Here is a 26,217-nt window from a genome sequence, read left to right as displayed (position 1 = left end):
GGGCGATGCGCGATGCTGCGGTTGAACGCCTGGTGAAGATTATCTCCGAGAAAAATGACGATAGCTCTGGTGGTAAAGGCACGCGTTCCCGCAGACCATTAGAGGTCCATATCGGGCTGGCTGAAGGCTGGTTTTCGCTGTTCCTGGTAGCAACAGTCGTCTATAGTACCATCTGGTGTGTACAGTCAGCAGGTTGGGTTGAACACCTGAATATCCTCACCCTGACAACCGCGCTGGGCCTGATTGGTGGCGTACTTGCCGCGAAACAGCAACACTTTTCTCGCCTGTTGATCCATTGTCTCGCCATTGTATTTGGGATATTGCTCGCATTCTGGCAAACAGCTGGAGCGTTTTACGAGGGCAGTACCGCTGAATTTGCACATGGCTTGCAGCGCTGGTTTATGACAATTACGCATAATGGCGCGACAGATGATAATTCCATCTTCCTCTTCTTCATCGTGACGCTGGGGTTTATCCTGGCTTATACAAGCGCCTGGCTGGTCTATCGCACCCGTAGCCCCTGGCTGATGATCGTAGCAAATGCTGTTGTGCTTTTAATCAATTTAAGCAATGTTGATGCGGGCTATACAGTGTTTCTGGTCGTCTTTCTGGTTGCTGCTCTGCTCCTCCTATTGCGTTTCAACCTCTACGAATCGGTGAAGCGGTGGCAACGACAGGGGTTGCGCTATGCGGATGATATCGGTTGGGATGTGATGCAGGCCGGTGCGCTTCTCTCGATTGGCATTTTGATCTTCTCCTGGTTGCTCCCAGCAGGTTACTTAGATCCTACGGCCTCTCAGGTCTGGACAATGAACGCGAATCCCTGGGTACAATTCCAGAACACATGGAACCGCGCTTTTGCAGTCGATGGCGGGGCCATTCCTCCGAATCGCGGCAACTTTAGAGATACGCTGGTGCTGGGCGGCAATCCTAACCTCAACAATGAGATCGTGTTTAACGTCAAGAGCGATGATTCATCGCAATACTTGCAGTCCATCAGTTATGACACCTATACCTCTGAACGTGGCTGGATGGTCAGCCCATATTCAGTTCTCAAAGTTGAAGCGAACCAGCAATATTCGTCGGGTGCGCAACTGACGCATCAGATTACGCAGAAGATCACGGTTGTCAATCCCCCTGGTGAGCAGTACGCTTACCTCTTTGGTGCTCCGCAGATCGTCTCGACCAGTCTCAAGCCGAATCTCTGGCAGAGCGAGGCGACCGGCGAGGTGACTGCATGGCTGGGACAGAACAGTTATCTGGCGAATGGCACAACCTACACTGTGGTTTCTAGCGTGTCTTCGGCCGATGAAAAATCTCTCCGTGATATTCTGATGCCTGCCGATGCTCCTAAGACGCTGCCACCGATGTATGGCAATTATGACGAGCCTACTCCGGTAACGTACTTTAACCCCGCTGTTGTTCGGGTCTACACGCAGGTGCCAAATCAACTCGATCCGCGCATTGCTGCCCTGGCGAAAAAGATTACTGCCAGCGCGCCGACAATGTACGATAAGACGGTTGCATTAGAGAAATACTTGCGTGAAAACTATGCGTATGATGTGCGTGTGCAACGTCCTCAGAAAGAGGATGGGGTCGCCTGGTTTTTGTTCGATAACCCCAACAAGAGCGGGTATTGCAACTACTTTGCCTCTGCAATGGCGGTGATGGCTCGTTCATTGGGGATACCCGCTCGTGTGGTAGCTGGTTATACCAACGGGACGCTCGACGCCAAAAGCAACCAGCACGTCATTCGGGGCAAAGATGCTCATGCGTGGACGCAGGTTTACTTTGCGGGTTATGGCTGGATCAATTTTGAGCCGTCACGCAGCTTTGCAACCTTTACGCGTCCCTTGCCCTCTACTTCTGGCACAGATGCAACCGGAGCTGTCGGTGGCACTGCTGGCAGCCTGGGTGATACCGGGCTGAAAGGGAAGAGGCCGCTTGAGCTTGATGAAGGTGATGGTGGGAGCGATGGCAGCGCAGCGGATACGCAGGGTGCAGTGCTGCTACGCCAGCGCATCGGTACGACTCTAGGTGGGCTGGTTCTGCTGCTGCTGTTTGCCAGTATCTTCTTTGGCATCTGGTGGAGTCGCCTGTTCCGTCGTTATAGCCTGGCGTCCCAATTATATGGGCGAGTCTGTGTCCTGGCAAGTTGGGCCGGAATTAAGTTGCGGCCTTCGCAAACGCCATACGAGTACATGCAGGATCTGGCAACAGTAACGCCGAAGGATTCCGAACTGATTGAGCGTCTGGGGGATATCTATGTCCGTGAGCGTTGGGCCGATCCTGAAAGCGAGGAGCATCCGCGCCGCAATGGAGAACTGGCCGAGTTGCCCGGTATGTGGAGCCGTTTGCAGCCTCGTCTCTTCTTCTATGTGCTGCGGCATCCTCATTTCTTGCGTTCGCTCCCTGGCCGGGTGGGAAACTTCTTCTCTGCTTGGCGGGCGCGTTATCGTCGCGAGGATTTCTTCGATGATGAGGATTTCTAGCCTGTTTGCTTGACCAGAAGGATGTGTTTTCGTACACTATAGATAGCGCAGTCTGTGATTCCCACAGACTGCAATGCTATTGTTGTGTCTATTTTATAAATTGGTGTACTCTTCTTTCACGGTGCACACATTTATATACACCCAGGAGAACCAGACTATGCTCAAGAACGAGGCTGTGGAGGACGACCAATCACTTGTAGCGCTCTCGACCGGCCAGAGGCGCGGGATCGAGATTGCCAATGCCCTTCCTGTTCGCCTGCAAACGTTGGATATTGCTCGTCATGTCGCAATTGCCCCCGATGGGAAACGCTATGTCGTAGCAACATTTGATGATATCCGTATGGATCGTGACTACATCACGGCAGTCTATCCTCAACAAAATGGCTACCTCACGCTCTTGCGTCTCGTTATCTATGAATTCAGTAGCGAGACTCCAGAAGAAGCGGCACAAAAACATATTGCCTGCACGCAGGCAATTCAACGGGGTAAATTGCAGGCATTTGCGCAATCTCAGCAAGGTTGAGCAAATTTTTTTTGCGAAAAATCCTGGATATTTTGGCCTTGACAGATCGCTAAAGTATCCGTATACTTGAAACTAACGGGGATTGCTCGGTGCAATCCCCTCAAATTAGCCCTGAAATTAAAGGGTATTTCACTAGTAACCTGAATTAGATTTTAATTAGTAACCAAACTCTCACGAAAGGAGATGGCGAGCATGGCGAAGAATACTCTGCATGTTTGTGTGTTCCATCAGCCCGATAATATGCTTTTTGCTCATGGCCATGCTATGCCCGTTGACTCCTGGCCTATCCGTCTGCATCTCATCACTGGCTTCACGGATGTGGCCCAGAGGATCAGTGCGCCCATTTCCTGGGGAGGTCCACCTGTTTTACCGAGAAGAAACAGGTGATCGAGAAGAAATAAACTTCCTCAACCGTGAGCGCTGGGCATCCGAAAAATCCAGACTCACGGTTTTTTGTTGTTATTTTTCATGTTGTTTCGATAGCAGATTCGTAGTTCGATTGCCCTGATGTACAGGTATCAGACTGTGCATATGCAGGATGCATTGCCCGAAAAAGTGTTTTATGCTGGCAGGGAAAGGTGTGGGTACAGTAGTGTTTCGCTTCATTGGAAGGAGAGAGAACTTGGCTGTCCGTGATGATCTTATGGTTCAGACTCAATTATCTGAAAATGTCTTTATTGATCCAACAAAGGATGCTGTGGTGATTGATGGCGTCTCAAAAGTGTTTAAGAAGCCACGTCCGTTGTTCCGCAGGTTTTTCAATCAAAAAGAAGTAGACGGGAAGAAACTGGAGGTGCGTGCTGTTGATGATGTGAGCTTGACGATCAAACGGCGCGAGATTGTGGGTATTCTGGGTGCAAATGGCTCTGGCAAATCAACGCTCATTCGTATGCTTTCAACCCTGCTGATCCCTGATACCGGCTCGATTAGCATCTTTGGCTATGATGTGGTCAAAGACGAGCGTATGGTGCAGCGGTTGATCAATCGCGTCAGTGTGGAGGCCTCGTTCTTCAAGAAGTTGTCGCCGATGGAGAACCTGTTGTATGCAGCCCGATTGTACAACATGTCCGGCGCAGAGGCCCACAGCAAAATTATAGCAATTCTGACCCGCCTCGGCATTAAGTCAGATCGCATCCATGCTCCATTGGAGAATATGTCGCGTGGTATGCAGCAAAAGGTTGCGATTGCGCGAGCGTTCCTGACCGCGCCGATTGTGTTGTTGCTTGACGAGCCAACAACTGGCCTGGACCCGCGCTCAAAGATCGATGTACAGAATTTTGTCGAGGAACTGCGCGAGCAGCATGATGCAACCATCCTGATTACGACGCATGATATGGATGAAGCCGATGCGCTTTGTGATCGGGTGGCGATTATTGATCAGGGGCGCATGATGGCGCTGGGTGAAACTGGAGAATTGAAACGGGCCGTTGCAGCGCTAATGGGGCGCGAAGATCCAGTAACGATGAATGAAGTGTTTATGCACTATACGGCCTCGCAACTTATTACCGAAGAGGATATCCAGCGCTACGGCAGCTGGGAAAAAGCTTTTGAGGCGTTGGAAGCTGAGCGCGAGGACGAGGAATAGAGCAGAGAGGACGAGGGATAACATCTATGTCTTTTTTAATGCATCAGGGACGTGCAACCTATGCCTTCTTTGAACGCAACTGGAATCTGACCAAGCGTTACTGGGCCTGGGAAGTCGTCTGGCTGGTTTATAACATTGTCAATGCACTTTCTGTGACCTACATTGGCGCGGCTGCTCAACTGTTGCCCGGCGCGCATGGCGCGAAGATTGATACGCAGCCCTTGATACTCTACCTGTTGATCGGTACCTCAGTCTGGTCTTACCTCAGCGTAACCTTTGAGGGCGTCACCGATATGATCACGATTGAGCGCTGGGAGGGAACGATTGAGCATACCTTCATGGCTCCTATTTCACGATTTACCCATCTGGTAGGAAGCTGCTGGTATGCTATCGCGCATGGTTTGCTCTTTACATTTGTGCAGTTGCTCGTGGTGAGCGCTTTTTTCCACCTTGATCTGAGCCATGCCAACTACCTATCGGCAATCTTTATGTTGTTGATCGGCAGCATCTCTTTTATTGGCTTTGGCATCGGGGCATCGGTCCTGCCTCTGCTCTTTACTGAGCGTGGCTCGCAAATGTCATATATCGTGCGTGCGATTCTGCTGCTCATATCGGGCGTGTATTACCCGATATCGGTGTTGCCGGGGTGGATGCAACCGCTGGCGAGCATTTCTCCCGCCACTTACGTCTTGCAGGGCTTGCGCGCATCTCTGTTGGATGGGGCGACGATCTTGTCTGGCGTCATCTGGCAAAATACCTGGCCATTGATTATTACCGGCGTGGTGAGCGTCCCTCTGGGAGTGGTGATCTTTCGATGGGCAGAACGCTACGCCAAGTATACGGGCCGTCTCAAGCGTAACGGCTAGTCGCAAGAACGAATATTCTTATAGGCATTTTCTCTTCGAAAGGAGTCAGCATATATATGATGATAAATGAGTTGTTACCGCGCGGGTTTACCGCGCGGCCTTCCAGCATGGAAGATCTTGAAGCTGTCACCAGATTGATTAATACCTGTGAAATAGCAGTGGACGGCGAGTCTGAGACATCACTGGATGAGGTGTGTACAGCCTGGCAGATGCCTGATTTTCACTTTGAGACCGATACGCGCGTGGTCTTTTCCCCGGAAGGGGAGTGTGTTGGGGCGGTGGATGTGGGCCATCGGCAATATGCGAGGGCACATATGTTTGGCAATGTCCATCCCAACTATCAAGGGCGAGGCATTGGTACGTATCTGCTGCACGTGGCTGAGCAGCGTTCTCAACAGTTTATTCCACATGCTGCTCCCGATGCACGTGTCTCGCTGGGAACAGGTGTCAGCAGCAAAGATCAGGCGACACAGCGCTTGTTGGAAGATAACGGTTTTCAGCCGGTCAGACATTTCTGGCGCATGGGAATTGACCTGGATGGAACCACTCCTGCGGCTCAATGGGCTGAGGGTCTGACGCTTCAGACAATGGCTCCGGGGACGGAGCGAACGCTCTTTGAGGTCGATGAGGAGACGTTTCGGGATCATTGGGGACATATTCCCAGCACGTTTGAGGAATGGGAACGCTGGATGGTCAAACGCGAAAGCTTTGATCCTTCTCTCTATTTTCTGGCGATGGACGGCAATCAGATTGCTGGATTTGCCTTCTGTCACAATGAAAAGGAGCTGGGGGGATGGGTCAATGTATTGGGAGTGCGGCGCGCCTGGCGTCGTAAAGGGATTGGATTGGCCCTGTTGTATCACGCCTTTGCCGAATTTTATCGCCGGGGTGTGCAGAGCGTCTACCTCGGAGTTGATGCACAAAGTTTGACGGGGGCAACACGTTTATATGAGCGTGCAGGCATGCATGTTGTGAAAGACAATATACGATACGAGAAGGAATTGCGAGCGGGGAGAGAGCTAAGTACACAATCTGTAGAAGTATAGAAAAATGGCTTGTCCCTGCCTGTCTCTTTCTCCATACATAGAAGAGGACACTCTGCACTACCCCACAGTGTCCTGGGGAAGAATGGAGAAGACGTTTATGATCGTACGTCTACATAATCTATCGGCACGGTCTCCACATATGGGAGATGTGCAAGCTGTAACAGCATTAATGGTCCAATGCGATGCCGCTGAGTTTGGGATCGCAGATCCAATGGAGGAGGACGTACAAAAAAACTGGCAGGCTTCGGGCTTCGATTTGAAAACGGATGCCTGGGTCATCGTTACGCGTGCTGGACATATCGTTGGCTACGGCGAGGTGCGGCAAAGTGAAGAGGCTCAATTGAGCTTTGCGATTTATGTGCATCCCGACTATCGCGGTCGTGGCATCGGTACACTGCTGATCTGGCTGGTGGAAGAGCGCGCCCGTCAGATGGCACGGCGGCTTCAATTGGAGCAACCTGTCACTCTGAGCATTGCTATCAGCAGCTTCAATCAGGCAGCGCAACGCTTGCTGGAACGCGAGAGATATGCACAGGAGCGTCATTTCTGGCGTTTACTGGTCGATATGGATGAGGCTATCTTACCTGAAGCGAACGATGGCACTGAGAAAGGCAAGGTCAGGGTTGACCTGGTCGTCGATGCCCAGAATTTGATGGGGGCGACGCTATTAGCAAGGCGCACTGGCATGTATGTTGCTCGTCAATATCATGTGTATGAAAAAGTCTTGCATACAGGACATACCTTGATGGAGCAGGAAAAGCAGTGGGCCACTGTTGGATAAAAGGTGCCATTCTTAACAACATGGGGTAGCAATTTGGAGCGCGGCGGGCCTGCTCGCCGTGCTCTCTTTATAGAGGAGAGATGGTGAGAGGGAACAGGTTGTTACTTTTCATTGGACGTGTTAGTTCTACTAAGGTAGTAGCATATTTGTAGAAATAAAACAGAAATGGAGCAACTGGTAGTATGCCAATAATGATGTTGCTATCGTTATATGCGGCCGCTGCTGATGATAAAGGGTTTCGAGGTTGGTTGCTGGTACTGGTGATGCTGGCGGTTATTCTGATACTCGCCGGATGTGTTATCGCTCTGCTGACGTGGTACTATCAACGCAAAGCCCAAAACGAAGCCCGAGAATGAGTATCGATCACTATGTTTCGGCGTTCCATTACTCCTTTGCTAATAGGTACATTTATTCTGCGGGCAAGTTCCGGGGCCAGCACGGTTATTCTGGGCCTCTTCCTGGCCCATTTTGCCACGCCTGCACCCCATATGATTACAAATGTGCAGGTGGGCCTGCTTCCTGTCGCGTTTTATAGCGCCGAACTCTCTCTCGCCCTGTTTATGGGTGGACTGGGGGATCGCTGGGGGCGTCACCGCTTTATGATTGTCGGCCCCGTTTTCGGTTTGGTTCATGCCGCTCTCTTCTTTTTTACTCCCGCCATTAATCCCCTGCCCTATTTACTATCTCTACAGGTATTGGCTGGGATCTCCGGGGCTATGACAACACCTGCTGTACTTGGTTATCTTGCCGACTTCACGATGTACAATCAGGGACAGCGCATGCGTATTATGAGCTTTTACGAACTGGTTACGACGGGAGGTATCGCAGCTGGGACGGTGCTGGGCGGTTTTGCCTGGGATCATTTTAAGCGTTATTCCTTCTTCTTGCTGGCGTTGCTCTATGTCATCGTCAGTGTGTGTATGGCGTTGGCCCCTAGAGTGGCTCAGGTTGTTGATCGCGGTAGTACACGTGTAGTGCTGGCGCGCTATCTGCATATTTTGCGCACGCCGCGTCTCTTTATCTTCATCCCGGCGTGGCTCTGCATCAGCGCTTTGCTTGGCGTCTGGTTCAGTTCACAAATAACATTTATTCTCTCCTCGCCGGTACATCATCCACACCAGTTATTGATGGGGAGCCTGAGCGGAGTGGGTGGGGGTCATCTCCTGAGCCTGATGCTGGGCGGTTTTGTCCTCTTTTTTGGCTTGTGCCTCCTGTTCTGGGCCTTTTTCCTCAATAAAGTACCACGTCTGCGGCTTATGTTGCTCTCGATTGGTGGCGTATACATGGCGTGCGTGGCGCTCTTTGGTATGAATCATGTGAGTGGAATATGGTTGTATGTGTGGGTGCCCCTGCTCTTGCTAGGGACTTTTGCTGAGACGAGCTTTGCACCATCCGCGCTGTCGTATCTGGCGGATATTTCGGAGGATGCGGCTAAAGACCGCGGTCTGTTGATGGGTTTGTACTCGGTTTTTCTTGGCCTGGGGCAGATGTTAGGCAATGGTCTGGGTGGAGTCTTTGCGCGCGATTTTGGCTTTGATGGACTGATCTATCTGACTGCGATTCTCGCTGCCGTTGCGTTGGTTTCGTTGCTCTGGCTTTTCAAACAGGAGCATCCTCGCCTCGCCTGAACACTTTATTCAGCCTGGATAAATTCAATACGATTGCCAAAGGGATCACGAGCCTCAAAGCGGCGGTAGCCAGGGATGGGCACTGAAGTGAGCATCTTGATGCCTTGCGCCTGGAGCTTCTCTTGCCATTCGGTGATATCTGTCACCTGATAGGCAAGATGCGCTTTGCTGGCCTTGCGATCCACACCGTCTTCAGTGCCCACGTGTACCTGGCGATCTCCCACCTGCAACCAGAAGCCGCCCCTGCCCTGTAACGATTCAGGTTTGGCTATCTCTGGTAGTCCCAGGACTTCGCAATAGAAATGGCGGCCCTGTGCTTCGGCCCCTTTGGGGATGGTGATTTGTGCGTGATGTAATCCTATAATGCTCATCGATGAAACTCCTTAGAAAATGTTGTTTATCCGCGCTGACGAACGATGCGCTCAATATCGCGTTTGACATCGCGTTCGATCAATGCCTCGCGTTTGTCGTAAAGCTTTTTACCACGACAGAGACCTAGCTCAATCTTTGCTCTGCCCCCTTTGAGATAGAGCTTGAGAGGAATGAGCGTCAAGCCTTTGGTGGCTATTCTGCCCGCGAGCTGGCTAATCTCACGTTTATGCAGCAAGAGTTTGCGAGGGCGCACTGGCTCGTGATTGAAGCGATTCCCATGCTCATATACGGCAATATGCGCGTTTTCCAGCCATACCTCGCCGTTGCGGATGATGGCATAGGATGAGCGTAAATTGACTTTACCTTCCCGGATAGATTTGATCTCGGTGCCAACCAGCGAGATACCAGCCTCCATTGTGCGCTCAACCGTGTAATCGTGGTACGCTTGCCGATTGACGGTGATGACTTTGAATGGCTCCCGGTTCTGTGCAGCGTCTTTTTTCACTGCTGTCTGTTTCGCCATAAAAAACTCCTTCATGGACGTACATCTGCTCTTCTCTGCTAGAGCAACATTGCCTGCCGGCAGAGCAGGAACTCTGCAAGGATAATACGTACTTGTCTGGCCTTGCAGGAATAGGTAGGCCTCCGCTTTAGATTAAAAGCTGCTCTATCCTTGACAATCTAAGCTGAGACCTGCATACAGTTGGGTGTAACTATTATATTATGCTGGCACAAGACCCACAATAACGAGAATGGTTGCAAAGAATTGCTTGTAGTGAGTCGAAAGAGGGGTAGTTACAACTATCTCTGCGATGAAGCGTATTTTGATGTGAAGTTTCTCTTGAGAATATCATATCGAAAATGTATGGTCTGCAAGCTGTTCTGCTCCTGGTGGGGAGCGAATCTTCCCTCGCAGCCTCTTTTCTCGGTAGAGAGATGTGAATTTTTGGATGATGAGGACTGACAAATTTTATGAGTATAAAACGTCGGACGTTTCTGAAATATGTAGGGGTGGGCAGCGTTGGGGTGACTGTTCTGGGAGGTAGCTCTGTGTGGTATGGTACGATCATTGAACCCGCCGAGCTAGAGGTGGTGACACTTCCTGTCAAGCTTACATATCTGGATGCGCCGTTTCGTGGCTACCGTATCCTCCAACTCAGCGATATTCACGCCGATACAACCTGGATGGACGCTCAACGTCTCGCACATATTGTTCAGATTGCGAATGAGCAACACCCTGATCTCGTGCTGATAACAGGCGATTTTGTGACCTACCAGCACAAGGGCATGGAGAAAACACTTGCCACGTTGAAAGAGCTACAGGCGCGCGATGGGGTCTTTGCAATATTAGGCAATCGCGATTATGTGGGAGATCCCCAGGTGGTGCGCGCACTGCTGCATGCTTATAACATTCAAGAATTGAAGGATCGAGTGCATACCATCTCTCGTGACGGTGGGATGCTGCATCTGATCGGATTAGATGATTTATGGGGGCAGACGGAGCATTATCGCCTTCCGCTTGATGGGCGGAAAGACGTGCTTTTTTCGCTGGTCAAATCGCTTCCGGCGACCGGTGCCGCTATTTTGCTCGTGCATGAACCTGATTTTGCGGATATTGCGAAGACGACGCAGCGTATCGCCCTTCAACTCTCCGGTCACACGCACGGTGGACAGGTTCGTCTCCCGGGATATGGAGCATTGCATTTACCGAGTATGGGCAAGCGCTATCAGGCGGGACTGTATCATCTGGATGGCATGCTGCATTATACAAATCGCGGATTGGGTATGATGTCGCCTCAGATTCGCTTGAATTGTAGTCCAGAAATTACTGTCTTTGTTTGCCAGGATAGCTCCTCGTAATTGCAAAACATGCGAGATGTACAATCCATCTCGATGATTGATAGAGTCGCTCGTACGCCAACTCACTTGCCTTCCTGTCTCTTCTTTCCTGGTATGGAGTGGTCAATCCATGCTATGATTTTTGTTGGGATAACAAACAGGATACTTTGAGAAGAGAAAGGCTTGCGCATGTTCTACCGTCTTGGCAAGATGGCAACGCGGTATCGCTGGTGGATTCTGGCGCTGTGGATGGTTGCTGGAGTCGTTGCCTTGCCTTTTGCGCCCCAGGCGAGTCAGGTGTTGCACTCGGGCGGATTCGTCAGCCCTGATGCCGAGTCGCAACGTGCAATAGATACACTGGTGCAAAAGCTTCATGTAAATCAAACGATTGTTCAGGTTATTTTTACGAGCCAGAAATACACAGTAGATGACCCGCACTTTCAGCAACAGGCGGCACAATCGCTCTCTGGTCTGCATGGCTGGTCGGAGGTTGCCCAGATCGTCACATTCGCGGATAATCCACGCCAGATCTCTCTTGACCGCAAGGCGGCATATGCCAACGTCTTGCTGAAATCTGATTCCGACAGCGCGGCCAAGCTATTGCCGGAAATGGAGCGGCGATTGCAAAAGTCACCCGACCTCCAGTTTCATATCGGTGGTGGCCCCGTCTTTTATGAAGATATTCAGCTGGTGAGCGAACGTGATTTGCGCCGTGCGGAACTGCTGGCCTTCCCATTCGCCGTTGTTGCATTGTTGTTTGTCTTTCGTTCGGTGGTGGCTTCAGTTTTGCCCGCTCTGGTTGGTGGCTGTGCAGTGGTTGTGTCGCTGGCACTGGTGTTCTGGCTTGGTCACTTTACCGACCTGTCCATCTTTGTGCTTAATATCACCACACTCTTTGGACTTGGTCTGGGCGTTGATTATTCGCTGTTTATCGTGAGTCGTTTTCGCGAAGAGATGAGGCATGGGCGGCTTGTTGATGAGGCGGTGGCGCTTACTGTTGCCACTGCCGGACGTGCGGTGGCTTGCTCTGGTCTCACTGTGGCTATCGGGCTTTTTGGTTTGACCTTCTTTCGCATCAATATGCTGCACTCGGTCGGCCTGGGTGGAATGCTGGTGGTCCTGCTTGCGGTACTGGCAGCTCTAACGCTGCTCCCGGCCCTGCTTTCCCTACTTGGACCACGTATCAATGCTTTTCCTGTGAGTATTCCGCGCTTGTGGCCGCGTCAGAACGCGGCCACAACTGAGTTACAGCATGGATTCTGGTATCGCCTCTCTCATATAGTCATGAATTATCCGGTGCGAGTCTTTATCCCGGTCTTTCTGCTCCTGATCGGATTTGGCTTGCCCTTTTTAGGGGTGCGCTTCTCCGCTCCCGACGCCTCGATTTTGCCAAAGGATGTGCCGTCGCGTGAGTCATATGATCTGCTGGCGACACGCTTCAATTTGCGCGAAACCACGCCAGTTCTGTTGGCAGTGCAAACGCGGGGCAGTGTGTTGACGGATGAGAATATTCGCAATCTCTATTATTATGTCAAGCGTATTGAAGCTGATCCACGTGTTGCACGAGTCGATAGCATCGTCAGTGCCGATCCGCGTATGACGCTTGAGCAATATGAACTGCTCTATACCCATCCTGAGCTAATCTCTGATCCATATCTCTCAATTCTGGCGAAATCGTGGGTGGCAGGCGATACGACGATGGTTCAGGTGATTAGTAAATATGATATGGGCGATCCGCGCTCGCAAGAATTGGCCTTGACCATTCGCAATACGCCTCCAGGCAACGGGATAACAGTGCTGGTTGATGGAGGATCGGCTGGCAATATCGATTATGTTGATTCGCTCTATTCCGATTTTCCTGTAGCCGTTTTGGTTGTCGCTCTGGTCACTTATATTGTTCTGCTCATCCTGTTCCGTTCTCTGGTGCTGCCGCTCAAGGCGATTTTGATGAACACGCTTTCGATCCTGGCAAGCTATGGTGCTCTGGTGGTCATCTTCCAGGACGGATTTTTGCATCAAGTGCTTGGCTTTACGCCGCTTGGCTTTGTGGAGGCATCGAGTCCCATTCTGCTGTTCTGTTCGCTCTTTGGCCTCTCGATGGATTACGAGGTGTTCTTGCTCTCGCGCATCCAGGAGGCGTTCTGGCAAACGGGAGATAACACACGCTCCGTTGCGCTTGGCTTACAGCGCAGTGGCGGTATTATCACCAGCGCGGCAGTGATTGTCATTGTGGTGAGCGCCTGTTTTGCGACTGCTGACATGATTCTGGTTAAGGCGCTGGGACTGGGTATGGCACTGGCTGTGGTTATTGATGCAACGCTGGTGCGTGGCCTGTTAGTGCCTGCGACGATGCGTTTGTTGGGCGATTGGAACTGGTGGCTCCCGTTTGTCGGTGTGCAGCGCCACCCTCCAGCCCTGGCAGAATATATGGAGCCGCTGAAGCCAGAACAGGAAATAACAGGCGATGAAGAGGGAACGGATATAAAGATTGGAGGCGAGCGATGAAAGATCACATACAACGTAATACGAGGCGCTTCGCCTTCCTGCTCTCTTTTCTGTCGCTTCTGATATTGCTTTCATCCTGCGGCTTTCCCGGGATCATCTCGGCAGCACAGCAGTTACCGCAGGTGAAACAGTCGCCTCAGCCAACTCCATTACCACCTGTGCGCTTTCCTGAAGACGAAGGTTCGCATCATAACCTGACTGAGTGGTGGTATTACACCGGCCATTTTACGGCCAAAGAAGCATCAGGGAAGGAGCATCGTTACGGTTTTGAACTGGTCATCTTTCAGGTCTTACGCAGCGACTTGCCGCCTGTTTATGCCTCCCATTTTGCCATTAGCGATATTACACGTGGAGAGTTTCATTACGATCAGCGTCAGGTGATGGCCTCGGCTCCCTTGCCTGCACAGCCTGCCACACCAGGTATCAACGTTCGGGCGGGCGATTGGCAGATTCAAGGGGAAAATGGACATGACCATTTGATGGCAGCTATGAATAATTATGCCATAAACTTGAATCTCACGGGCCAGAAAGCTCCGATCCTGCACAACGGCAACGGTTTGATTACGTATGGCCTGGCTGGTTTCTCTTATTATTATTCGCGCACCAATATGGCCGTAGCTGGCACTGTGCAGGATCACGGGCAATCTTTGCAGGTAACTGGTCAGGCGTGGATGGATCACCAGTGGGGCGATTTTCTGACTCTGGCAAACAGCGGCTGGGATTGGTTCAGCATTCAGTTGAACGATACAACCGAACTGATGATTTACTTTATCCGCGATGCCAGCGGCAAAACGATCTCAACCTATGCCGGCTACGTTGATCAACAGGGGCATGATCGTGTGATAGCTGCTGATGCATTGCATATCACAGTACTGGATAAGTGGACGAGTCCGGTAACAGGCATCACCTATCCCTCGGGCTGGAAGCTGGTTGTCGATGATCCCCAGGTGCATACGACGTTAACGATTACGCCGCAATTGAAAGATCAAGAACTGGTGGTCCGTGAATCGACGGGGAATACCTATTGGGAAGGTGCTGTGGATATCCAGGGGCAACATAAAGGAAAAGCTGTCAATGGTATGGGCTATGTGGAACTGACAGGATATCTGAAGTAGCGTTTTTGAGGATAGTGATACTTTGAAATAGTCAGTATCACTATCCTTTTTTCTAGTACATGTGCTAATGTGAACTTTCTGCTGAGAGATGCGTACCTACTGTATAGATGCAATGTGGGTAAAAAGCTTGCGAAAATGAGGAGATAACGCCTGTAATGAAGGACCATTTGCACGCGTCAACCCCAACTCAAAAGAGTCGGGGCACCAGTTTGCTCTGGACGACTCTTTGTCTCCTGGGCATTTTGTTGCTCAATGTGGTCATTCATCCTCTCTTGACCTTCCTCTCTTTTTCAGCGGATCAGCCACTCCCAAATACTCTGCCTGCACAAACAATTGAACGCCCCATTGCGAATGAGCAGCCTTTTACAAGTGCTCCAAATAATCACCAGCAATGGCGAAAGTTATTTGCCAATATACCAGCGGTCAGTAAAGCGCCGACGTTAACGATCGCAAATTATGCGGAAGATCGTGCGATACGAGAAGCAATTTTATCAGATGTTGGGCAATGGGAGGAAGATCCACACTCGCAGCAAAGGTATTTCGTTGCATCAAACAACTTGCGCGTCTATTTCAAAAATCCTGATCGTTTGCAGCCTGTTGAGGCGATGCGAGATAAGCTAGCAGAACAGAGTGAGCGAACGGCCCTTACGGCGCGGATTGTAATGGGTTTGTGGTTCTGCCGCCGCTATGATGCGCGCTTTGCGTCCTGTGGCAGCGTGGTTATGCGTGCCGATGAAATCTTGCAATGGCGCGGCGTTCAGAAGCACCAGCGAAGAGCCTATGCCGGTTCGCAGAAGCGCTTTAGCGATGGCTACCAATGGAAGCATAAGCAACAGGTGATGCAGGATCTACAACTGTTGCAATACTATTATGTGCAGGGTGAGCATACCATCGTCGAGCAAGGTAAGGTGCGGCGCTTGCCTGTTGATAGTCCTTATCTACACCTCACTTCTCTGCAATCCATCACATCTGAGGATGAACCACTGGTCGGCTATCTGGTCAGGCCGGGAGCATGGATGGATGAGTATGCAGCATATAATAATGTGTACGTAACAGAGATGCAGCGGCGCATCTTTCAGCTTCATCCACAAAATGATCGTTTGGCGCTACGTATGTCCCTTTATCTTGTCGAACACTGGCGTTATCTTGCGCGTGGTCAGAAGTACCAAATGCCTCTTGTGATGGCTGACCTGCTTGCTGCAAGTATGATCCCTGTCGATAAAGCCAATCTAACCTCTCGTTTTGCACCACGCGTGGAAGTTGCATTGCAAAAGCTCTATGAACAGGGAATTGTTGGCGAAAAGCCTGTTTGTCTGACGCCGGTAGATCGAACAAAGGCACATTGGGGAGCCGATTGGCTGGCCTCTTCCTGGTGTATCACTCCTCCTCGATAGCTATGATCTTGCTCTGAGACGTTATGTTCTCCGAATATATACTCCCACTACAGTTGGTTGAAATTCCCATGCTCACCCGTTGAAATCCCCACTACGGCAGGTTGAAATTTTACGCTCAATACCATTGTAGCAAGAGAAAAAATGCTGCTGGTTTTCAGAGCAATTGCTTTGTAAGATGTGGATAAAAGCGTACTTAAGGAGTATTTTAGGGAGTATTTTTATGTGGGAAAAAATACAAAATTTCTGGGCCATGCCTGATCTTCGCAACAAATTACTGTTTACGCTGGGAATGCTGTTCATCTTTCGCGTGCTGGCAAATATCCCTGTGCCACTGAGCGCCGAGGGACAGCGGAGACTGATAGATCTTTTTGCCGGTCGAGGCGATGCTGCTTTAGGCCAGTTGTTGGGACTGCTTGATACGTTTTCTGGTGGATCATTGCAACGCTTCTCTATTGTTGCGCTAAGCATCTACCCTTACATTACCGCTACCATTGTCACGCAGTTACTCATCCCGATCATTCCAGCCTGGCGAGAGAGGTTGACCGAGGGAGAGACCGGAAAGCAACTCTTCTCCAGAATTACTCGTCTGATGGCTGTTCCTCTGGCATTTCTCCAGGGTATCGGGCAGCTTTCGATCTTTGTGCAGGCTGGAATAGTCGAGAGCAGCAGCTTCACCTTCGTTGGTCCTGCTTGGCTCGATACGCTGTCAATGCTAGCAACGTTGGTTGCTGGAACGATGATTCTGGTCTGGCTGGGTGAACTGATTACGGAATATGGCGTGGGCAATGGCATTTCTATCATCATCTTCGCCGGTATCGTGAGCACACTGCCCTCTAACATCCAGCAAGACATTGTTACCGCGATCACTTCTGGCGGTGGCGGCAGTGCGATGATCAGTTTGCTGGTTTCCTGCCTGCTTGGCTTGCTCTTGATTGTTGGTATGATCTATCTTTACCTGGGCCAGAAGCGGATTATTGTGCGTTATCCTACTAAGCGCCGTGTGGGAAAAGATCTGTTGGTTGGTGCGGCCAGTACAACCTATATTCCGATGCAGGTGAACAGTGTCGGTATGGTTCCTCTGATCTTTGCCAGTTCGACAGCTATTTTCCCTGCATTGCTTGCTCGCTATTTAACAGCAAGTCCGGTAAAATGGTTGTCCGGTAGCGCGCTATGGATTAGCACCTATCTGGCAAATACCAGATTGTGGTCGTACTGGGTGCTGTACTTTGTTCTGGTAGTTGCTTTTACCTACTTCTATACATTCGTGCAATGGGAGCAACAGCGCCTTCCAGAAATGTTGCAAAAACAGGGTGCAGTGATCCCTGGTCAGCGACCCGGTGTAGGAACTGAGAAGTATCTGCTGGCGATTCTCAAGCGCCTTACGCTTGTTGGTGCGCTCAGCCTGGGCGTTGCTGCTGTCTTGCCGTTGCTAATCCCTGTTGGAGGTCTCGATAGCACCAAACTTTTGATCGTGGTTGGAGTTGTATTGGATACTGTACGTCAAGTGAATGCTCATATGCAAATGCGAACGTATAAAGGGCTGCTCTCGTAGATTTGTTTTTGTTAGGGTGAGTATACTTATTCATATAATGTCCGTCCATATCGATGCAAAGGAGGAGAATATGAATTGCCCAATATGCAATCAGCCGATGGAAATCTGGCAAACGATGATTACACATAGCAAAGAAGGCAAGCAATTTGATCACAAGCGCTTTGTGTGTAAAAAAGATGATGTGTGGGCAAGGCTAGAAATTCCTCTCGAAGCTTCTCCCCAGGCCCAACAACAATCTTCTCAGGCGTAATGGTTACGGCAAAGTGATGCGCGCTATGACCTCCAGGTGTCCATTCACGAGGCCATAGTAGTCCTGCTGAATGGTATAGCACCCCTCGGCATCGGGTTGGAGCGTAATGGATGCCAGCGTGTTCTCAAAGAGCAGATGACGCTGGCTATGCACGTCGGACGCCGTCATCTCAAGGGGTAGGATGCGTGTATCCAGGCCGCCATAGATCATGCGCGGAATGAGCGATTGCCCTTTAATCAAACTCATATCACCATAAGAGAGCGCATTTTCTATAGGAGTAGAAACGAGCTGGTAGAGTCGCTTTTTACGAGCACATGAGGGCGAAAAGAGGACACGTCCTTCGGCTGTGTACGAGAAGTGAACATCGCCTGAAAGCAGTAGCGTCGTTCCAGGGTGAGTTCGCACCGCTTGCAGCAGATCTTTCCAACTGGCACTGTAGATCGGCCAGTGATCGAATTTCAGTCGGCGAGCCAGGCGCAATTGAAGACGTGCCAGTCGTTCTCCCATCCAGCGTAAAGGGGCTATGCTCTTGCTCCAGAGGCGAATCCCCGTCAGATATTCAGCGAGACCGATTACGGGAGGGAGGATAACTGGTACCGAAGAGGCAATGATTGCTGGTTGCTGCTGACGTTCTGCCAGCCAGTTGCGTAAATCCGCCATTTGTTGCTTGCCCATAATATGGAGTGGCTTGAATTGCTCTTGCTGATTATCCGTTACTATTTCTGTGCGATCAGCACGTGCGTTGGTGACAAAAATAGGCGGAGTGGTAGGAATCTGGTAGTGCCAGCGTTGCTCAGTTTGTTCTTCAATGGCCGTGCGAATATATGCACGTAATTCTTCGATGATATCCTGACCGCTTTGTGTTGCCGCCTGCATCATCTGTGCGAGTGGGTGCCGCTGACGTTCCTGCTCTGACAGATTGCCCCATCCTTGATAGACCCAGTATGCTACGAGCCCATCGATAATGATTTGTTCCTTACCCTGTTGCGCCAGTTCTGTATACCATGTAGGCCAGGTATTCCAGCTATTGGTAAGTTCATGATCATCAGGGGTCATATAGGTTGGAATAGCGGCGAGCGCCTGACGTGTCCCTTCGTTGTTCGTCCAGGCATGGCGATAGAAATGAGTGAAATCTTCAAAAGAGGTTGCACCTCGTCTGACCTGTGGTGCTACTGCTACCAGTTCGCGTGCTGGTTGGTCGGCATAAATCTGATCGCCTATGAAGAGTAAAAGATGAGGCCAGAGCGTTTCTCGTTCTTCCACATGCTTTTGCAACCACCTGCCAAAAGCGGTCAGTGTATCTTCCTCTGGACGACTGAGCTTGCGACAGGAGCCGTAGATCAGTCGCAGGGGCTGCTCTTGTGCTAGGGACGGGGTTAGCGTGCGAAAACATTGAAGTACTGAGCTGGCTTGCTCCTGTCCAGCGATGGAGAGGTTATAACTGTACCAGGTTGCCGGTTGCAGGTGCGTAATCTGGGGTGCCGCATAATAATGCCCCCAATAGTAATAGTTGGCGTGTTAATAGTTACGACTTCACTATCGGAAGCATTATAAGGTGTAACCTGTAGCTGGACAATACAGGATTGGGAGAGTTCAAGCCAGATGGTAGCTTCAGCGGTGGTGGTGGCGCGAACAAGTGGTCCAATACGGACATGGCTCATAAAACGTGTTTCCTTTCGCTTCATGCCTGTTGATAGGTTGCCAATCTTCTCTTTTGATTGCTATAGTAGCATGAGACAGTGTAAAACAGAGAGATGGAAAGAGATAGTGTAGCCGATCAAAGAAAAAGGTAAATATTGCGAACGTGTTACAAATAGATAAAATGTAAGGAACATTGTAACAGATTGATAGATTTGTGGTAGTTTTCATCTTTTGTTCATCTAAGACTGTGATCGAGCTGTGAGGATGACAGTCCTTTCATCTCCCACCACAAATTGTGTGCTGATTGTGAGGTAATGTTCATGATTATGCAACGAAAAGCGATGAAACACCGATAAATAATATGTTACATGTTCGTTGCAACTATGAGTGTTGACGGTAGAGCAGTGAGATTATTGACGAGAACATACACTCATATGGTATACTTTGTTGCGGTGTTTAAAGAATTTTCTGGATGTATGTGATGATTCGTAGCAACCTCTGAACAACATTAAGATGCACATTTGTAATACAATGTAATATAATTTAAATTGGATGTTGTGAGGTGAGAGGTATTTCTTCTGGCATATGCATCTGATCAGGAAAAGGATGCTTGCCTGAATGGTAGAAAAAACGACTGGGTGAGGGTGTAGCGAAAAGGTATCGTATTTGTTCCTGTCACCATCCGCCAGTAGGAACTGGCAAGGAAGCAATGGAAACGAGAACACACACTTCCATACAAGAAGAGTCCGCGATTGTAGAGCGTGTTGCACGCATTGTCTCCAGTGTACGCGGAACAAAATCTGATTATACGCGGCTGGCAGCCGAGTTGGAGCAGGCTATTCCCTTTGATATCTTTGGGATTGTTCTGCTACGCCATGATCGTCAGGCTGTGCGTGTTACTGTGTGTCAGCGTGACGAAGCAGATAGGTGGGCCGCCACGTATCATCAACATCCTCTCTCCGGTTCTATGTTAGAGCAAGTGCTGTGTTCTCCCCGGCTCATGGTCAATAATTACCCTGAAGGTCTGGATGGTCCTCCAGCGGTAAGTGGTGATGCCTTAACGGGTTCGCCTCAACTCCATGCAACATTGATTGCGCCTCTGATAGTTGAAGATCGCGTCCTCGGCACTCTGGAACTTGGCAGTTCTGTTCTTGATACCTATACTGATGAAACGCTGCAACGTCTGGTTCGTGCCGTTGTTGGCGTGCTGGCAACAGCGATTGAAAGTGTGCAGTTAGGTGGCAGCGCAGCTATCCAGGATCGGCAGCGACAGGTTCTCAAAGATGTCACCAGCGCTCTCACCTCAAAGATTGATCTCTCAACAATCTTGAAACAGATTGTCGTAGGGATTGCGAACTCCCTCAATGTTGCAGCTGTTATCATGGTGCTGGATCGCGACCAGGAACGCCTCTCTTTACAGGCGCAATTTGGTATGGACTCAGTTGCCTTAGAGAACGTGTTTAGCCATTTGCTCGTTGACGATAATAGCATCATCTGTCAGACGTTGCAGCGTCGCCAACCGCTGGTCACGCAGGACATTGCGACGGATGAGCGCTTCCCTGAGAGCCGCGTGTTTTTTACCGAACTGGGGATTCATTCTATTTTTAGTTATCCGTTAGTGACGGGAACAACCGTTTTTGGCGTCTTGCTCTTCTGCTCGCCGGAGCCGGGCGGATTTACACCGCTCAAAGCAGATATCTTTTCGCTCTTTGCGAGCCAGGCCACCGTTGCCATACATAATGGCATGTTACTTGAATCCGCTCATCGGCGCAGCCGTTTTCAAGAGGCTATTGAACAACTTGAGAAAGCTCACATGCAGAATGTGAGTACTGCGCTGAAGGTTGACGAAGAGACCGCAGACTCTTCAGAGGATACACGTCAGGTACTGGAAAAGCTGCAACAGGATGAATTGGAACTGCTGGCGTATGTACGTGAGGAGACCCGGCGCACCTTTGGCGTGAGCTTTACAAGCCTGTTACGGTTTATTAGTGATCATTTGTTAACGCAGGATGAGCGCAATCTTCAGGCCATGCTTTATAATTATCAGCCCGAAGCCACGCTCGATACCAGTAACCTTTCACCTATCTCTTCTCTCCTGGCGCAACTGCCGCCTGAGCGTTCGCTAACCAGAAGAGCATCTGGGCAGCCTGAAACGTTTGCTGATACCCTCTCGCTCTTAACGCAAATGGCCGAGACCGCGCTAGTGCGTACGGGCATCGTGGGCGAATTGAGCCGCTTGATTATGCAGTTAAAAGCCTCGACAAATGGGGTCAAGGATGCCTGGTTTGTGGTTGATTTAAACGGCGTGTGCGTATATATGAACCCTGCTGCTGAGACGCTCTGTGAGACTCGCCTGGAAGATGTTGCTGTCGCCTATCCTTCTTCGTTGTTAGCCGCTAATCAGGGACAACCAGTGGCTCAAAGAACCGGAATGACCATCGACAAAGTTTTTGCCACGTTATCCTCGCGTATACGCAATGTCGAAGATGTACAGCGCTATCTGCAAGAGTTTGCACAGGATACGTATTATCGTGAAATGCGTTGTGTCCTCGCGGTCGAACCTCTGCCATCTCTTTCTGCTCTACAGGAGACTATGACCAGGGATCGTACGGCCCGTTTGGAGAGCGCTCCTTCCGACTATCATTATCAATTGATCCGTCATCCGTTGTGTAATCAAGATGGTTTTCTCATTGCCAATGCTTTGCAGGTCTGCGATGTGACAGAGCAGGTGCGTGATGAGAAAAACCGATCAGCTTTGCTTTCGTCCGTCTCGCATGATCTGCGTACACCTTTAACCACCATCAAAGCAGCGGTCACAGGTCTCTTGCAAACAGATGTTGCCTGGGATGAAGAGGATCGCCAGGGGATGCTAGAGGATATCGACGCTGAAGCTGATCATCTCACGATTCTGGTGAACGCTCTGGTCGAATTATCGCGAATTGAGATGGGTGCGCTGGTTCTCGAAAAAGAGTGGTGTGATTTAGTAGAGGTAGTGGATGGTACGTTGGAGAAGATGAATCGCATGCTGGCGGACCATCCTGTGCGTATCGTTGCGCCGCCGCCGCTGCCGCTCGTCTATGCCGATCATACACAAATAGAGCGCGTTTTTTATCATTTATTGGTGAATGCAGCCAATCACAGTCCGATGGCAGGCGAAATCCTGGTGAAGTTGGACGCCAGCGATGGAGTGCTGCGCGCCTGTGTGATTGATCGTGGTCGGTCTATTCCCGCTCATGAGCGAGAACGCCTCTTTAAATCGTTTTATAGCCTGCGTTCTTATGGGAATGGGTTGGGGCTGGCAATTTGTAAAGGAATTGTGGAGGCTCATCAAGGGCATATATGGGCTGAGGCAGCAGATAATACTGCATCGCCTGAGCATGCGGGAACATGTTTTGTCTTTACGCTCCCTATTCATCTACGCACCAGCTCAGCGAATGGACAGGAGAGATTCGCGACAGGCAGCAGGGAGGTTTCGGGTGAGAAGGCATATTCGTTGCCGGGGACTCGTGTATCTAATGAGGGGGAGGTGGAATGAAAGCAAGAGGTAAGCGCATTCTGGTCGTTGATGATGAGGCACCGATCCAACGCATTTTGCGACGAAACCTGACCATGAGCGGGTATGAAGTATTTATTGCGGAGAATGGCAAGCAGGCTGTGGAGATGGTTCGTCTGCACCAACCAGATCTGATACTGCTGGATCTATGTATGCCGGGCGAGTTGGATGGGCTTGACGTATGTGCTAAGGTACGACAATCAGTACAAACACCGATTATTGTGCTTTCGGCTGTGACAGAAGAAAAACAGAAGGTCCGCGCGCTGGATCTTGGGGCTGACGACTATTTGACCAAGCCGTTTGGCAACGATGAGTTGCAGGCGCGCGTAAGAGCCTGTTTGCGCCGCGCTCAGACAGCAGAGACACAGGTCGAAAGCGGGCCAGAGATGCTGATCAGCGACGATGGATACCTGACTATGAACGTACCCCGTCGTCAAGTAAAGGCCGGGGAAAATGATGTGCGCCTCACGCCGACCGAGTTTGAATTGCTGCGGCAGTTGATGACATACGCAGGGAAAGTGTTGACTCATCGTTCTTTATTACGTGCAGTATGGGGACCGGAGTATGGAGAGGAGGCAGATTACCTGAGAGTATATATTCGGCAATTGAGGCGTAAGGTCGAGATTGAGCCGTCCAGACCCCGCTACATCTTAACGGAGCCTGGTATTGGCTACGTTTTTCGTTCACAAACCGAGGAAAAGAATATTTAATAAAAATTTAATGGGTTGTGAACGTTTTTTAATAGTTACCTGGCTCATTTTCGTATACACTATTGGCTAGTATGGCTTTTCTCTGGCTCAAGGAGGATGCCGGAAAAGTGACAACTTCAAGAGACGCTCACATGCTAAGCTTGGAAGAAGACGGTGGGGTATCATACTGAATGAAAAGTGGAGAGGAAGAGGGTAGTAAAGAAGGGAATGTTTGGCGATAAGATATGAAAGTGTAATTGTTACTGGAGAGAACGTGTAGTATGGTTGTGGGTGTCTTACCAGGGTCAAAGGTTCCTGATATGCCTGTCGCTGCTATTTACAGAGGTAAAGCGGCTATTTCTACAAGTGAGCGAAATTTCTACTGTGCTTATTCATTGCTGGTTAGCCGGTAGATGGTGCAGTAAACAGTGCAAGATGCCCGAAACTGTTACGAGACCGCTTGCAATCATGTATATGCGACTCGTGGGCTAGTCTGATATTAAGGGAACTGGGATTTAAGAATGGAGCAGCAAGACCGCATCATGGATGGAGATCTGCAAACGCTAGGTCTTCAATCCATACTCAAAATGCTTGCCTTGAGTGGCAAAACTGGCAAATTATTTGTTTCTTCAGGGCCAGAAACACTCTCGATTAGTTTGCGTAAGGGACAAATCGTGGGATTGCATGAGGAGGGGGTGGCGCAACCGGATCTCCTGGGGATGTTATGCCTGATTAATAAATTGGACCCGCCGCGCGCACAGTCGATTCGCGAGCTGGCTCAGGGCAATATGCATGTCGCCCTGGCGATGCTGGTAGAGCGAGGCTGGATGAGCGCAGGTGAAATGCAGCGTCGTCTTGAGTTTTCTGTCACGCAGTCGATTAGCCATGCATTGCGTTGGGTCAATGGCCGTTTTGCCTTTCATCGTCAGGTTGTCTCGATTGAGAGCCGTATGCAGCCTCTCGATGTGGATTCGGTCTTGCTGGAAGCATTGCGACAGGCCGATGAGTGGGAGGAGATTATGGGTGAGGGCGTTACTCATCTAGCACGTACGACGGTCTCTCGCTGGCAGCCAGATGTGCGTCGCGATGTTCGCAGTCTGGGATTGGCCCAGGAAGCCATTGAAGTGCTGTGCCTTTCTAACGGCGAGCTGCCTTTGCAGGCGGTCGCGCTGGTATTAATGATGCCAGAGGCGCGTGTCGCTCGTGTGATGGCTCAACTGTTGCAAATGAACCTGATCGAAGTTGTCGATACTGTGATGGAGACCGAACTCCAACAAGATCTCTCAAATATTATTATTAAATGTCAATATACTCTGGCTCAACAACGTGGCTCTTCCAATCCCGAACAACACCTGCTCGGTCTGATTACAACCATGTCCGAGTGTATTAATCTTCTGCTCATCCATCATGGCAAGTATGCCAGAAGCCTGCGTGGGCGAGGCCACATTCCTCCTATGGAGATTGTGCGCTACCTGGAGCGTCGCTTCGTACAACAATTGCGGTCGCTTTCCAAGCAGCAGTATCCGATTTTAGATACAACCACCTTTGCGAATGGTCAACTTGATTGTAGTGATATACTCACTCTGAACAAATTGGTCAAAGGGGAGCAACTCGAAGAATTCTATTGGGAAGCGGTGCAAGGATTGTCTGCTTTCCTGAGAATGGTTTTTGGCACATTGTTGAATGACGAAGTCGGCAATTCTCATACTGGTCGTCAGCTTGGAGTCGCCTGGAAAATCTTTCTTTCGGAAATTGATCACGAGGTACAACAGTATCAAGTCTATCGCGCCCATCGCAATACACAAACGACTCGTGGGCGAGATGGAATGCAGACGCCACCTCTTGGTCTTGTGCAAAATTGGAATGGTTCCCCCGATAATAATGGCAATAACAATCAGGGGGGATTCTGGTCGCCTGAAGTGCGAAGGAGGTCAATGTAGATGGCTGCTGAACCGACGGTACTGGTAGTGGACGATAGCCCGACTGTGCGTAAAATCGTTCAGATGACATTGCAGCGAGAGCATATCAGGGTGATCACCGCTAGCGATGGGCTGAGCGCTCTTACATCCGTTGCTGATGAAATGCCTGCGGTTATCCTGTTGGATATCCAGTTGCCACGCATGGATGGGTACCATATTTGCCAAATAATACGTAAAAACTTGCAGTTTCGGCAAATTCCCATTATTATGCTGAGTGGGAAGGACGGTTTGTTCGACAAGATGCGGGGGCGGCTTGCTGGTTCGACTGAATACCTGACAAAGCCGTTTGATTCTGTGGAGTTGGTGCAGACCGTAAAAAAGCATCTTGCCAACTGGCAGGAGCGCGTGCCGCCTCAGCATGAAAATATGCGGCCTCGCTTACGCTACCGGGGCTAGGATTTGTCTCT

The 26,217-nt window shown here is 50.3% G+C and carries 23 protein-coding genes; 19 read left to right on the top strand and 4 right to left on the bottom strand.

Translation table 11 applies throughout. From position 1 onward, the window contains the following. Window positions 1–5 precede the first annotated feature (5 nt). The 9 genes from K3T83_RS07625 (at window position 6) to K3T83_RS07585 (ending at window position 8,921) form a co-directional block, all read left to right on the top strand. A complete protein-coding gene (locus tag K3T83_RS07625) occupies window positions 6–2,492 on the top strand; it encodes a DUF4129 domain-containing transglutaminase family protein (protein WP_220202374.1) in 2,487 nt (828 codons plus the stop codon). A 157-nt stretch (window positions 2,493–2,649) separates the two neighbouring features. Further along, window positions 2,650–3,015 carry a hypothetical protein gene (locus K3T83_RS07620; RefSeq protein ID WP_220202373.1) on the top strand — a complete coding sequence of 122 codons (366 nt, stop codon included), beginning with the start codon at window positions 2,650–2,652 and terminating at the stop codon, window positions 3,013–3,015. 192 nt (window positions 3,016–3,207) lie between these two features. Then, the gene (locus tag K3T83_RS07615) at window positions 3,208–3,402 is read left to right on the top strand and encodes a hypothetical protein (protein ID WP_220202372.1); all 195 of its coding nucleotides are present in this window, start codon (window positions 3,208–3,210) and stop codon (window positions 3,400–3,402) included. 256 nt (window positions 3,403–3,658) lie between these two features. Beyond that, complete coding sequence (locus K3T83_RS07610; protein WP_373324589.1) at window positions 3,659–4,600, top strand: ABC transporter ATP-binding protein; 942 nt, start codon at window positions 3,659–3,661, stop codon at window positions 4,598–4,600. Between the two features lie 26 nt (window positions 4,601–4,626). Continuing rightward, window positions 4,627–5,466: an ABC transporter permease gene (locus K3T83_RS07605; protein ID WP_220202370.1), complete on the top strand. Its 840-nt coding sequence runs from the start codon at window positions 4,627–4,629 to the stop codon at window positions 5,464–5,466. A gap of 56 nt (window positions 5,467–5,522) precedes the next feature. Beyond that, complete coding sequence (locus tag K3T83_RS07600) at window positions 5,523–6,512, top strand: GNAT family N-acetyltransferase (protein WP_220202369.1); 990 nt, start codon at window positions 5,523–5,525, stop codon at window positions 6,510–6,512. 97 nt (window positions 6,513–6,609) lie between these two features. Next, window positions 6,610–7,293, top strand: a complete 684-nt coding sequence (locus tag K3T83_RS07595; protein WP_220202368.1) for a GNAT family N-acetyltransferase — start codon at window positions 6,610–6,612, stop codon at window positions 7,291–7,293. A gap of 182 nt (window positions 7,294–7,475) precedes the next feature. Then, complete coding sequence (locus K3T83_RS07590) at window positions 7,476–7,649, top strand: hypothetical protein (RefSeq protein ID WP_220202367.1); 174 nt, start codon at window positions 7,476–7,478, stop codon at window positions 7,647–7,649. A gap of 12 nt (window positions 7,650–7,661) precedes the next feature. Continuing rightward, window positions 7,662–8,921: an MFS transporter gene (locus tag K3T83_RS07585; protein WP_220202366.1), complete on the top strand. Its 1,260-nt coding sequence runs from the start codon at window positions 7,662–7,664 to the stop codon at window positions 8,919–8,921. Between the two features lie 5 nt (window positions 8,922–8,926). Here K3T83_RS07585 and K3T83_RS07580 read toward each other — a convergent pair whose 3' ends face one another. Both K3T83_RS07580 and smpB read right to left on the bottom strand, forming a co-directional pair. After that, the gene (locus tag K3T83_RS07580; RefSeq protein ID WP_220202365.1) at window positions 8,927–9,292 is read right to left on the bottom strand and encodes a VOC family protein; all 366 of its coding nucleotides are present in this window, start codon (window positions 9,290–9,292) and stop codon (window positions 8,927–8,929) included. Window positions 9,293–9,318: 26 nt separating this feature from the next. Next, window positions 9,319–9,816: an SsrA-binding protein SmpB gene (gene smpB / locus K3T83_RS07575; RefSeq protein ID WP_220202364.1), complete on the bottom strand. Its 498-nt coding sequence runs from the start codon at window positions 9,814–9,816 to the stop codon at window positions 9,319–9,321. A 449-nt stretch (window positions 9,817–10,265) separates the two neighbouring features. Here smpB and K3T83_RS07570 point away from each other — a divergent pair, with 449 nt between their 5' ends. The 6 genes from K3T83_RS07570 (at window position 10,266) to K3T83_RS07545 (ending at window position 17,948) form a co-directional block, all read left to right on the top strand. Beyond that, window positions 10,266–11,153: a metallophosphoesterase gene (locus K3T83_RS07570; RefSeq protein ID WP_220202363.1), complete on the top strand. Its 888-nt coding sequence runs from the start codon at window positions 10,266–10,268 to the stop codon at window positions 11,151–11,153. Between the two features lie 168 nt (window positions 11,154–11,321). After that, a complete protein-coding gene (locus K3T83_RS07565; RefSeq protein WP_220202362.1) occupies window positions 11,322–13,637 on the top strand; it encodes an MMPL family transporter in 2,316 nt (771 codons plus the stop codon). Next, window positions 13,634–14,752 (top strand): lipocalin-like domain-containing protein, encoded by a 1,119-nt coding sequence (locus K3T83_RS07560; protein ID WP_220202361.1) that lies wholly within the window; start codon window positions 13,634–13,636, stop codon window positions 14,750–14,752. Before K3T83_RS07565 ends, K3T83_RS07560 begins: the two co-directional genes overlap by 4 nt. A gap of 155 nt (window positions 14,753–14,907) precedes the next feature. Further along, complete coding sequence (locus K3T83_RS07555; protein WP_220202360.1) at window positions 14,908–16,146, top strand: hypothetical protein; 1,239 nt, start codon at window positions 14,908–14,910, stop codon at window positions 16,144–16,146. 220 nt (window positions 16,147–16,366) lie between these two features. Then, window positions 16,367–17,698, top strand: coding sequence for a preprotein translocase subunit SecY (gene secY / locus K3T83_RS07550; RefSeq protein WP_220202359.1), 1,332 nt, complete (start codon window positions 16,367–16,369; stop codon window positions 17,696–17,698). 70 nt (window positions 17,699–17,768) lie between these two features. Continuing rightward, a complete protein-coding gene (locus K3T83_RS07545) occupies window positions 17,769–17,948 on the top strand; it encodes a hypothetical protein (protein WP_220202358.1) in 180 nt (59 codons plus the stop codon). A gap of 3 nt (window positions 17,949–17,951) precedes the next feature. Here K3T83_RS07545 and K3T83_RS07540 read toward each other — a convergent pair whose 3' ends face one another. Next, entirely contained in the window at window positions 17,952–19,211 is a 1,260-nt protein-coding gene (locus tag K3T83_RS07540) for an alkaline phosphatase D family protein (RefSeq protein ID WP_220202357.1), read from the bottom strand. 113 nt (window positions 19,212–19,324) lie between these two features. Continuing rightward, on the bottom strand, window positions 19,325–19,609 hold the full coding sequence (locus K3T83_RS07535; RefSeq protein ID WP_220202356.1) for a DUF7800 domain-containing protein: 285 nt from the start codon (window positions 19,607–19,609) through the stop codon (window positions 19,325–19,327). Window positions 19,610–20,298: 689 nt separating this feature from the next. On the opposite strand from K3T83_RS07535, the gene K3T83_RS07530 reads away from it, so the two are divergent. The 4 genes from K3T83_RS07530 (at window position 20,299) to K3T83_RS07515 (ending at window position 26,206) form a co-directional block, all read left to right on the top strand. After that, on the top strand, window positions 20,299–23,124 hold the full coding sequence (locus tag K3T83_RS07530; RefSeq protein ID WP_220202355.1) for a GAF domain-containing protein: 2,826 nt from the start codon (window positions 20,299–20,301) through the stop codon (window positions 23,122–23,124). Continuing rightward, a complete protein-coding gene (locus tag K3T83_RS07525) occupies window positions 23,121–23,852 on the top strand; it encodes a response regulator (protein ID WP_220202354.1) in 732 nt (243 codons plus the stop codon). The genes K3T83_RS07530 and K3T83_RS07525 overlap by 4 nt, the downstream gene beginning before the upstream one ends. A 500-nt stretch (window positions 23,853–24,352) precedes the next feature. Further along, a complete protein-coding gene (locus K3T83_RS07520; RefSeq protein ID WP_220202353.1) occupies window positions 24,353–25,771 on the top strand; it encodes a DUF4388 domain-containing protein in 1,419 nt (472 codons plus the stop codon). After that, window positions 25,772–26,206, top strand: coding sequence for a response regulator (locus K3T83_RS07515; RefSeq protein ID WP_220202352.1), 435 nt, complete (start codon window positions 25,772–25,774; stop codon window positions 26,204–26,206). It abuts the gene before it with no gap. The last annotated feature ends 11 nt before the right edge of the window (window positions 26,207–26,217 follow it).

The sequence above is a fragment of the Reticulibacter mediterranei genome, assembly GCF_016587455.1.
This window is presented reverse-complemented; position numbering and strand designations above follow the sequence as displayed.

Coding starts and splice junctions, on each gene's coding strand:
- K3T83_RS07610 (WP_373324589.1), top strand. CDS start 3,659: ATGGTTCAGACTCAATTATCTGAAAATGTCTTTATTGATCCAACAAAG.
- smpB (WP_220202364.1), bottom strand. CDS start 9,816: ATGGCGAAACAGACAGCAGTGAAAAAAGACGCTGCACAGAACCGGGAG.
- K3T83_RS07580 (WP_220202365.1), bottom strand. CDS start 9,292: ATGAGCATTATAGGATTACATCACGCACAAATCACCATCCCCAAAGGG.
- K3T83_RS07545 (WP_220202358.1), top strand. CDS start 17,769: ATGAATTGCCCAATATGCAATCAGCCGATGGAAATCTGGCAAACGATG.
- K3T83_RS07625 (WP_220202374.1), top strand. CDS start 6: ATGCGCGATGCTGCGGTTGAACGCCTGGTGAAGATTATCTCCGAGAAA.
- K3T83_RS07530 (WP_220202355.1), top strand. CDS start 20,299: ATGGAAACGAGAACACACACTTCCATACAAGAAGAGTCCGCGATTGTA.
- K3T83_RS07615 (WP_220202372.1), top strand. CDS start 3,208: ATGGCGAAGAATACTCTGCATGTTTGTGTGTTCCATCAGCCCGATAAT.
- K3T83_RS07585 (WP_220202366.1), top strand. CDS start 7,662: ATGTTTCGGCGTTCCATTACTCCTTTGCTAATAGGTACATTTATTCTG.
- K3T83_RS07535 (WP_220202356.1), bottom strand. CDS start 19,609: ATGAGCCATGTCCGTATTGGACCACTTGTTCGCGCCACCACCACCGCT.
- K3T83_RS07605 (WP_220202370.1), top strand. CDS start 4,627: ATGTCTTTTTTAATGCATCAGGGACGTGCAACCTATGCCTTCTTTGAA.
- K3T83_RS07595 (WP_220202368.1), top strand. CDS start 6,610: ATGATCGTACGTCTACATAATCTATCGGCACGGTCTCCACATATGGGA.
- K3T83_RS07520 (WP_220202353.1), top strand. CDS start 24,353: ATGGAGCAGCAAGACCGCATCATGGATGGAGATCTGCAAACGCTAGGT.
- K3T83_RS07570 (WP_220202363.1), top strand. CDS start 10,266: ATGAGTATAAAACGTCGGACGTTTCTGAAATATGTAGGGGTGGGCAGC.
- K3T83_RS07590 (WP_220202367.1), top strand. CDS start 7,476: ATGCCAATAATGATGTTGCTATCGTTATATGCGGCCGCTGCTGATGAT.
- K3T83_RS07555 (WP_220202360.1), top strand. CDS start 14,908: ATGAAGGACCATTTGCACGCGTCAACCCCAACTCAAAAGAGTCGGGGC.
- secY (WP_220202359.1), top strand. CDS start 16,367: ATGTGGGAAAAAATACAAAATTTCTGGGCCATGCCTGATCTTCGCAAC.
- K3T83_RS07560 (WP_220202361.1), top strand. CDS start 13,634: ATGAAAGATCACATACAACGTAATACGAGGCGCTTCGCCTTCCTGCTC.
- K3T83_RS07525 (WP_220202354.1), top strand. CDS start 23,121: ATGAAAGCAAGAGGTAAGCGCATTCTGGTCGTTGATGATGAGGCACCG.
- K3T83_RS07565 (WP_220202362.1), top strand. CDS start 11,322: ATGTTCTACCGTCTTGGCAAGATGGCAACGCGGTATCGCTGGTGGATT.
- K3T83_RS07515 (WP_220202352.1), top strand. CDS start 25,772: ATGGCTGCTGAACCGACGGTACTGGTAGTGGACGATAGCCCGACTGTG.
- K3T83_RS07620 (WP_220202373.1), top strand. CDS start 2,650: ATGCTCAAGAACGAGGCTGTGGAGGACGACCAATCACTTGTAGCGCTC.
- K3T83_RS07600 (WP_220202369.1), top strand. CDS start 5,523: ATGATGATAAATGAGTTGTTACCGCGCGGGTTTACCGCGCGGCCTTCC.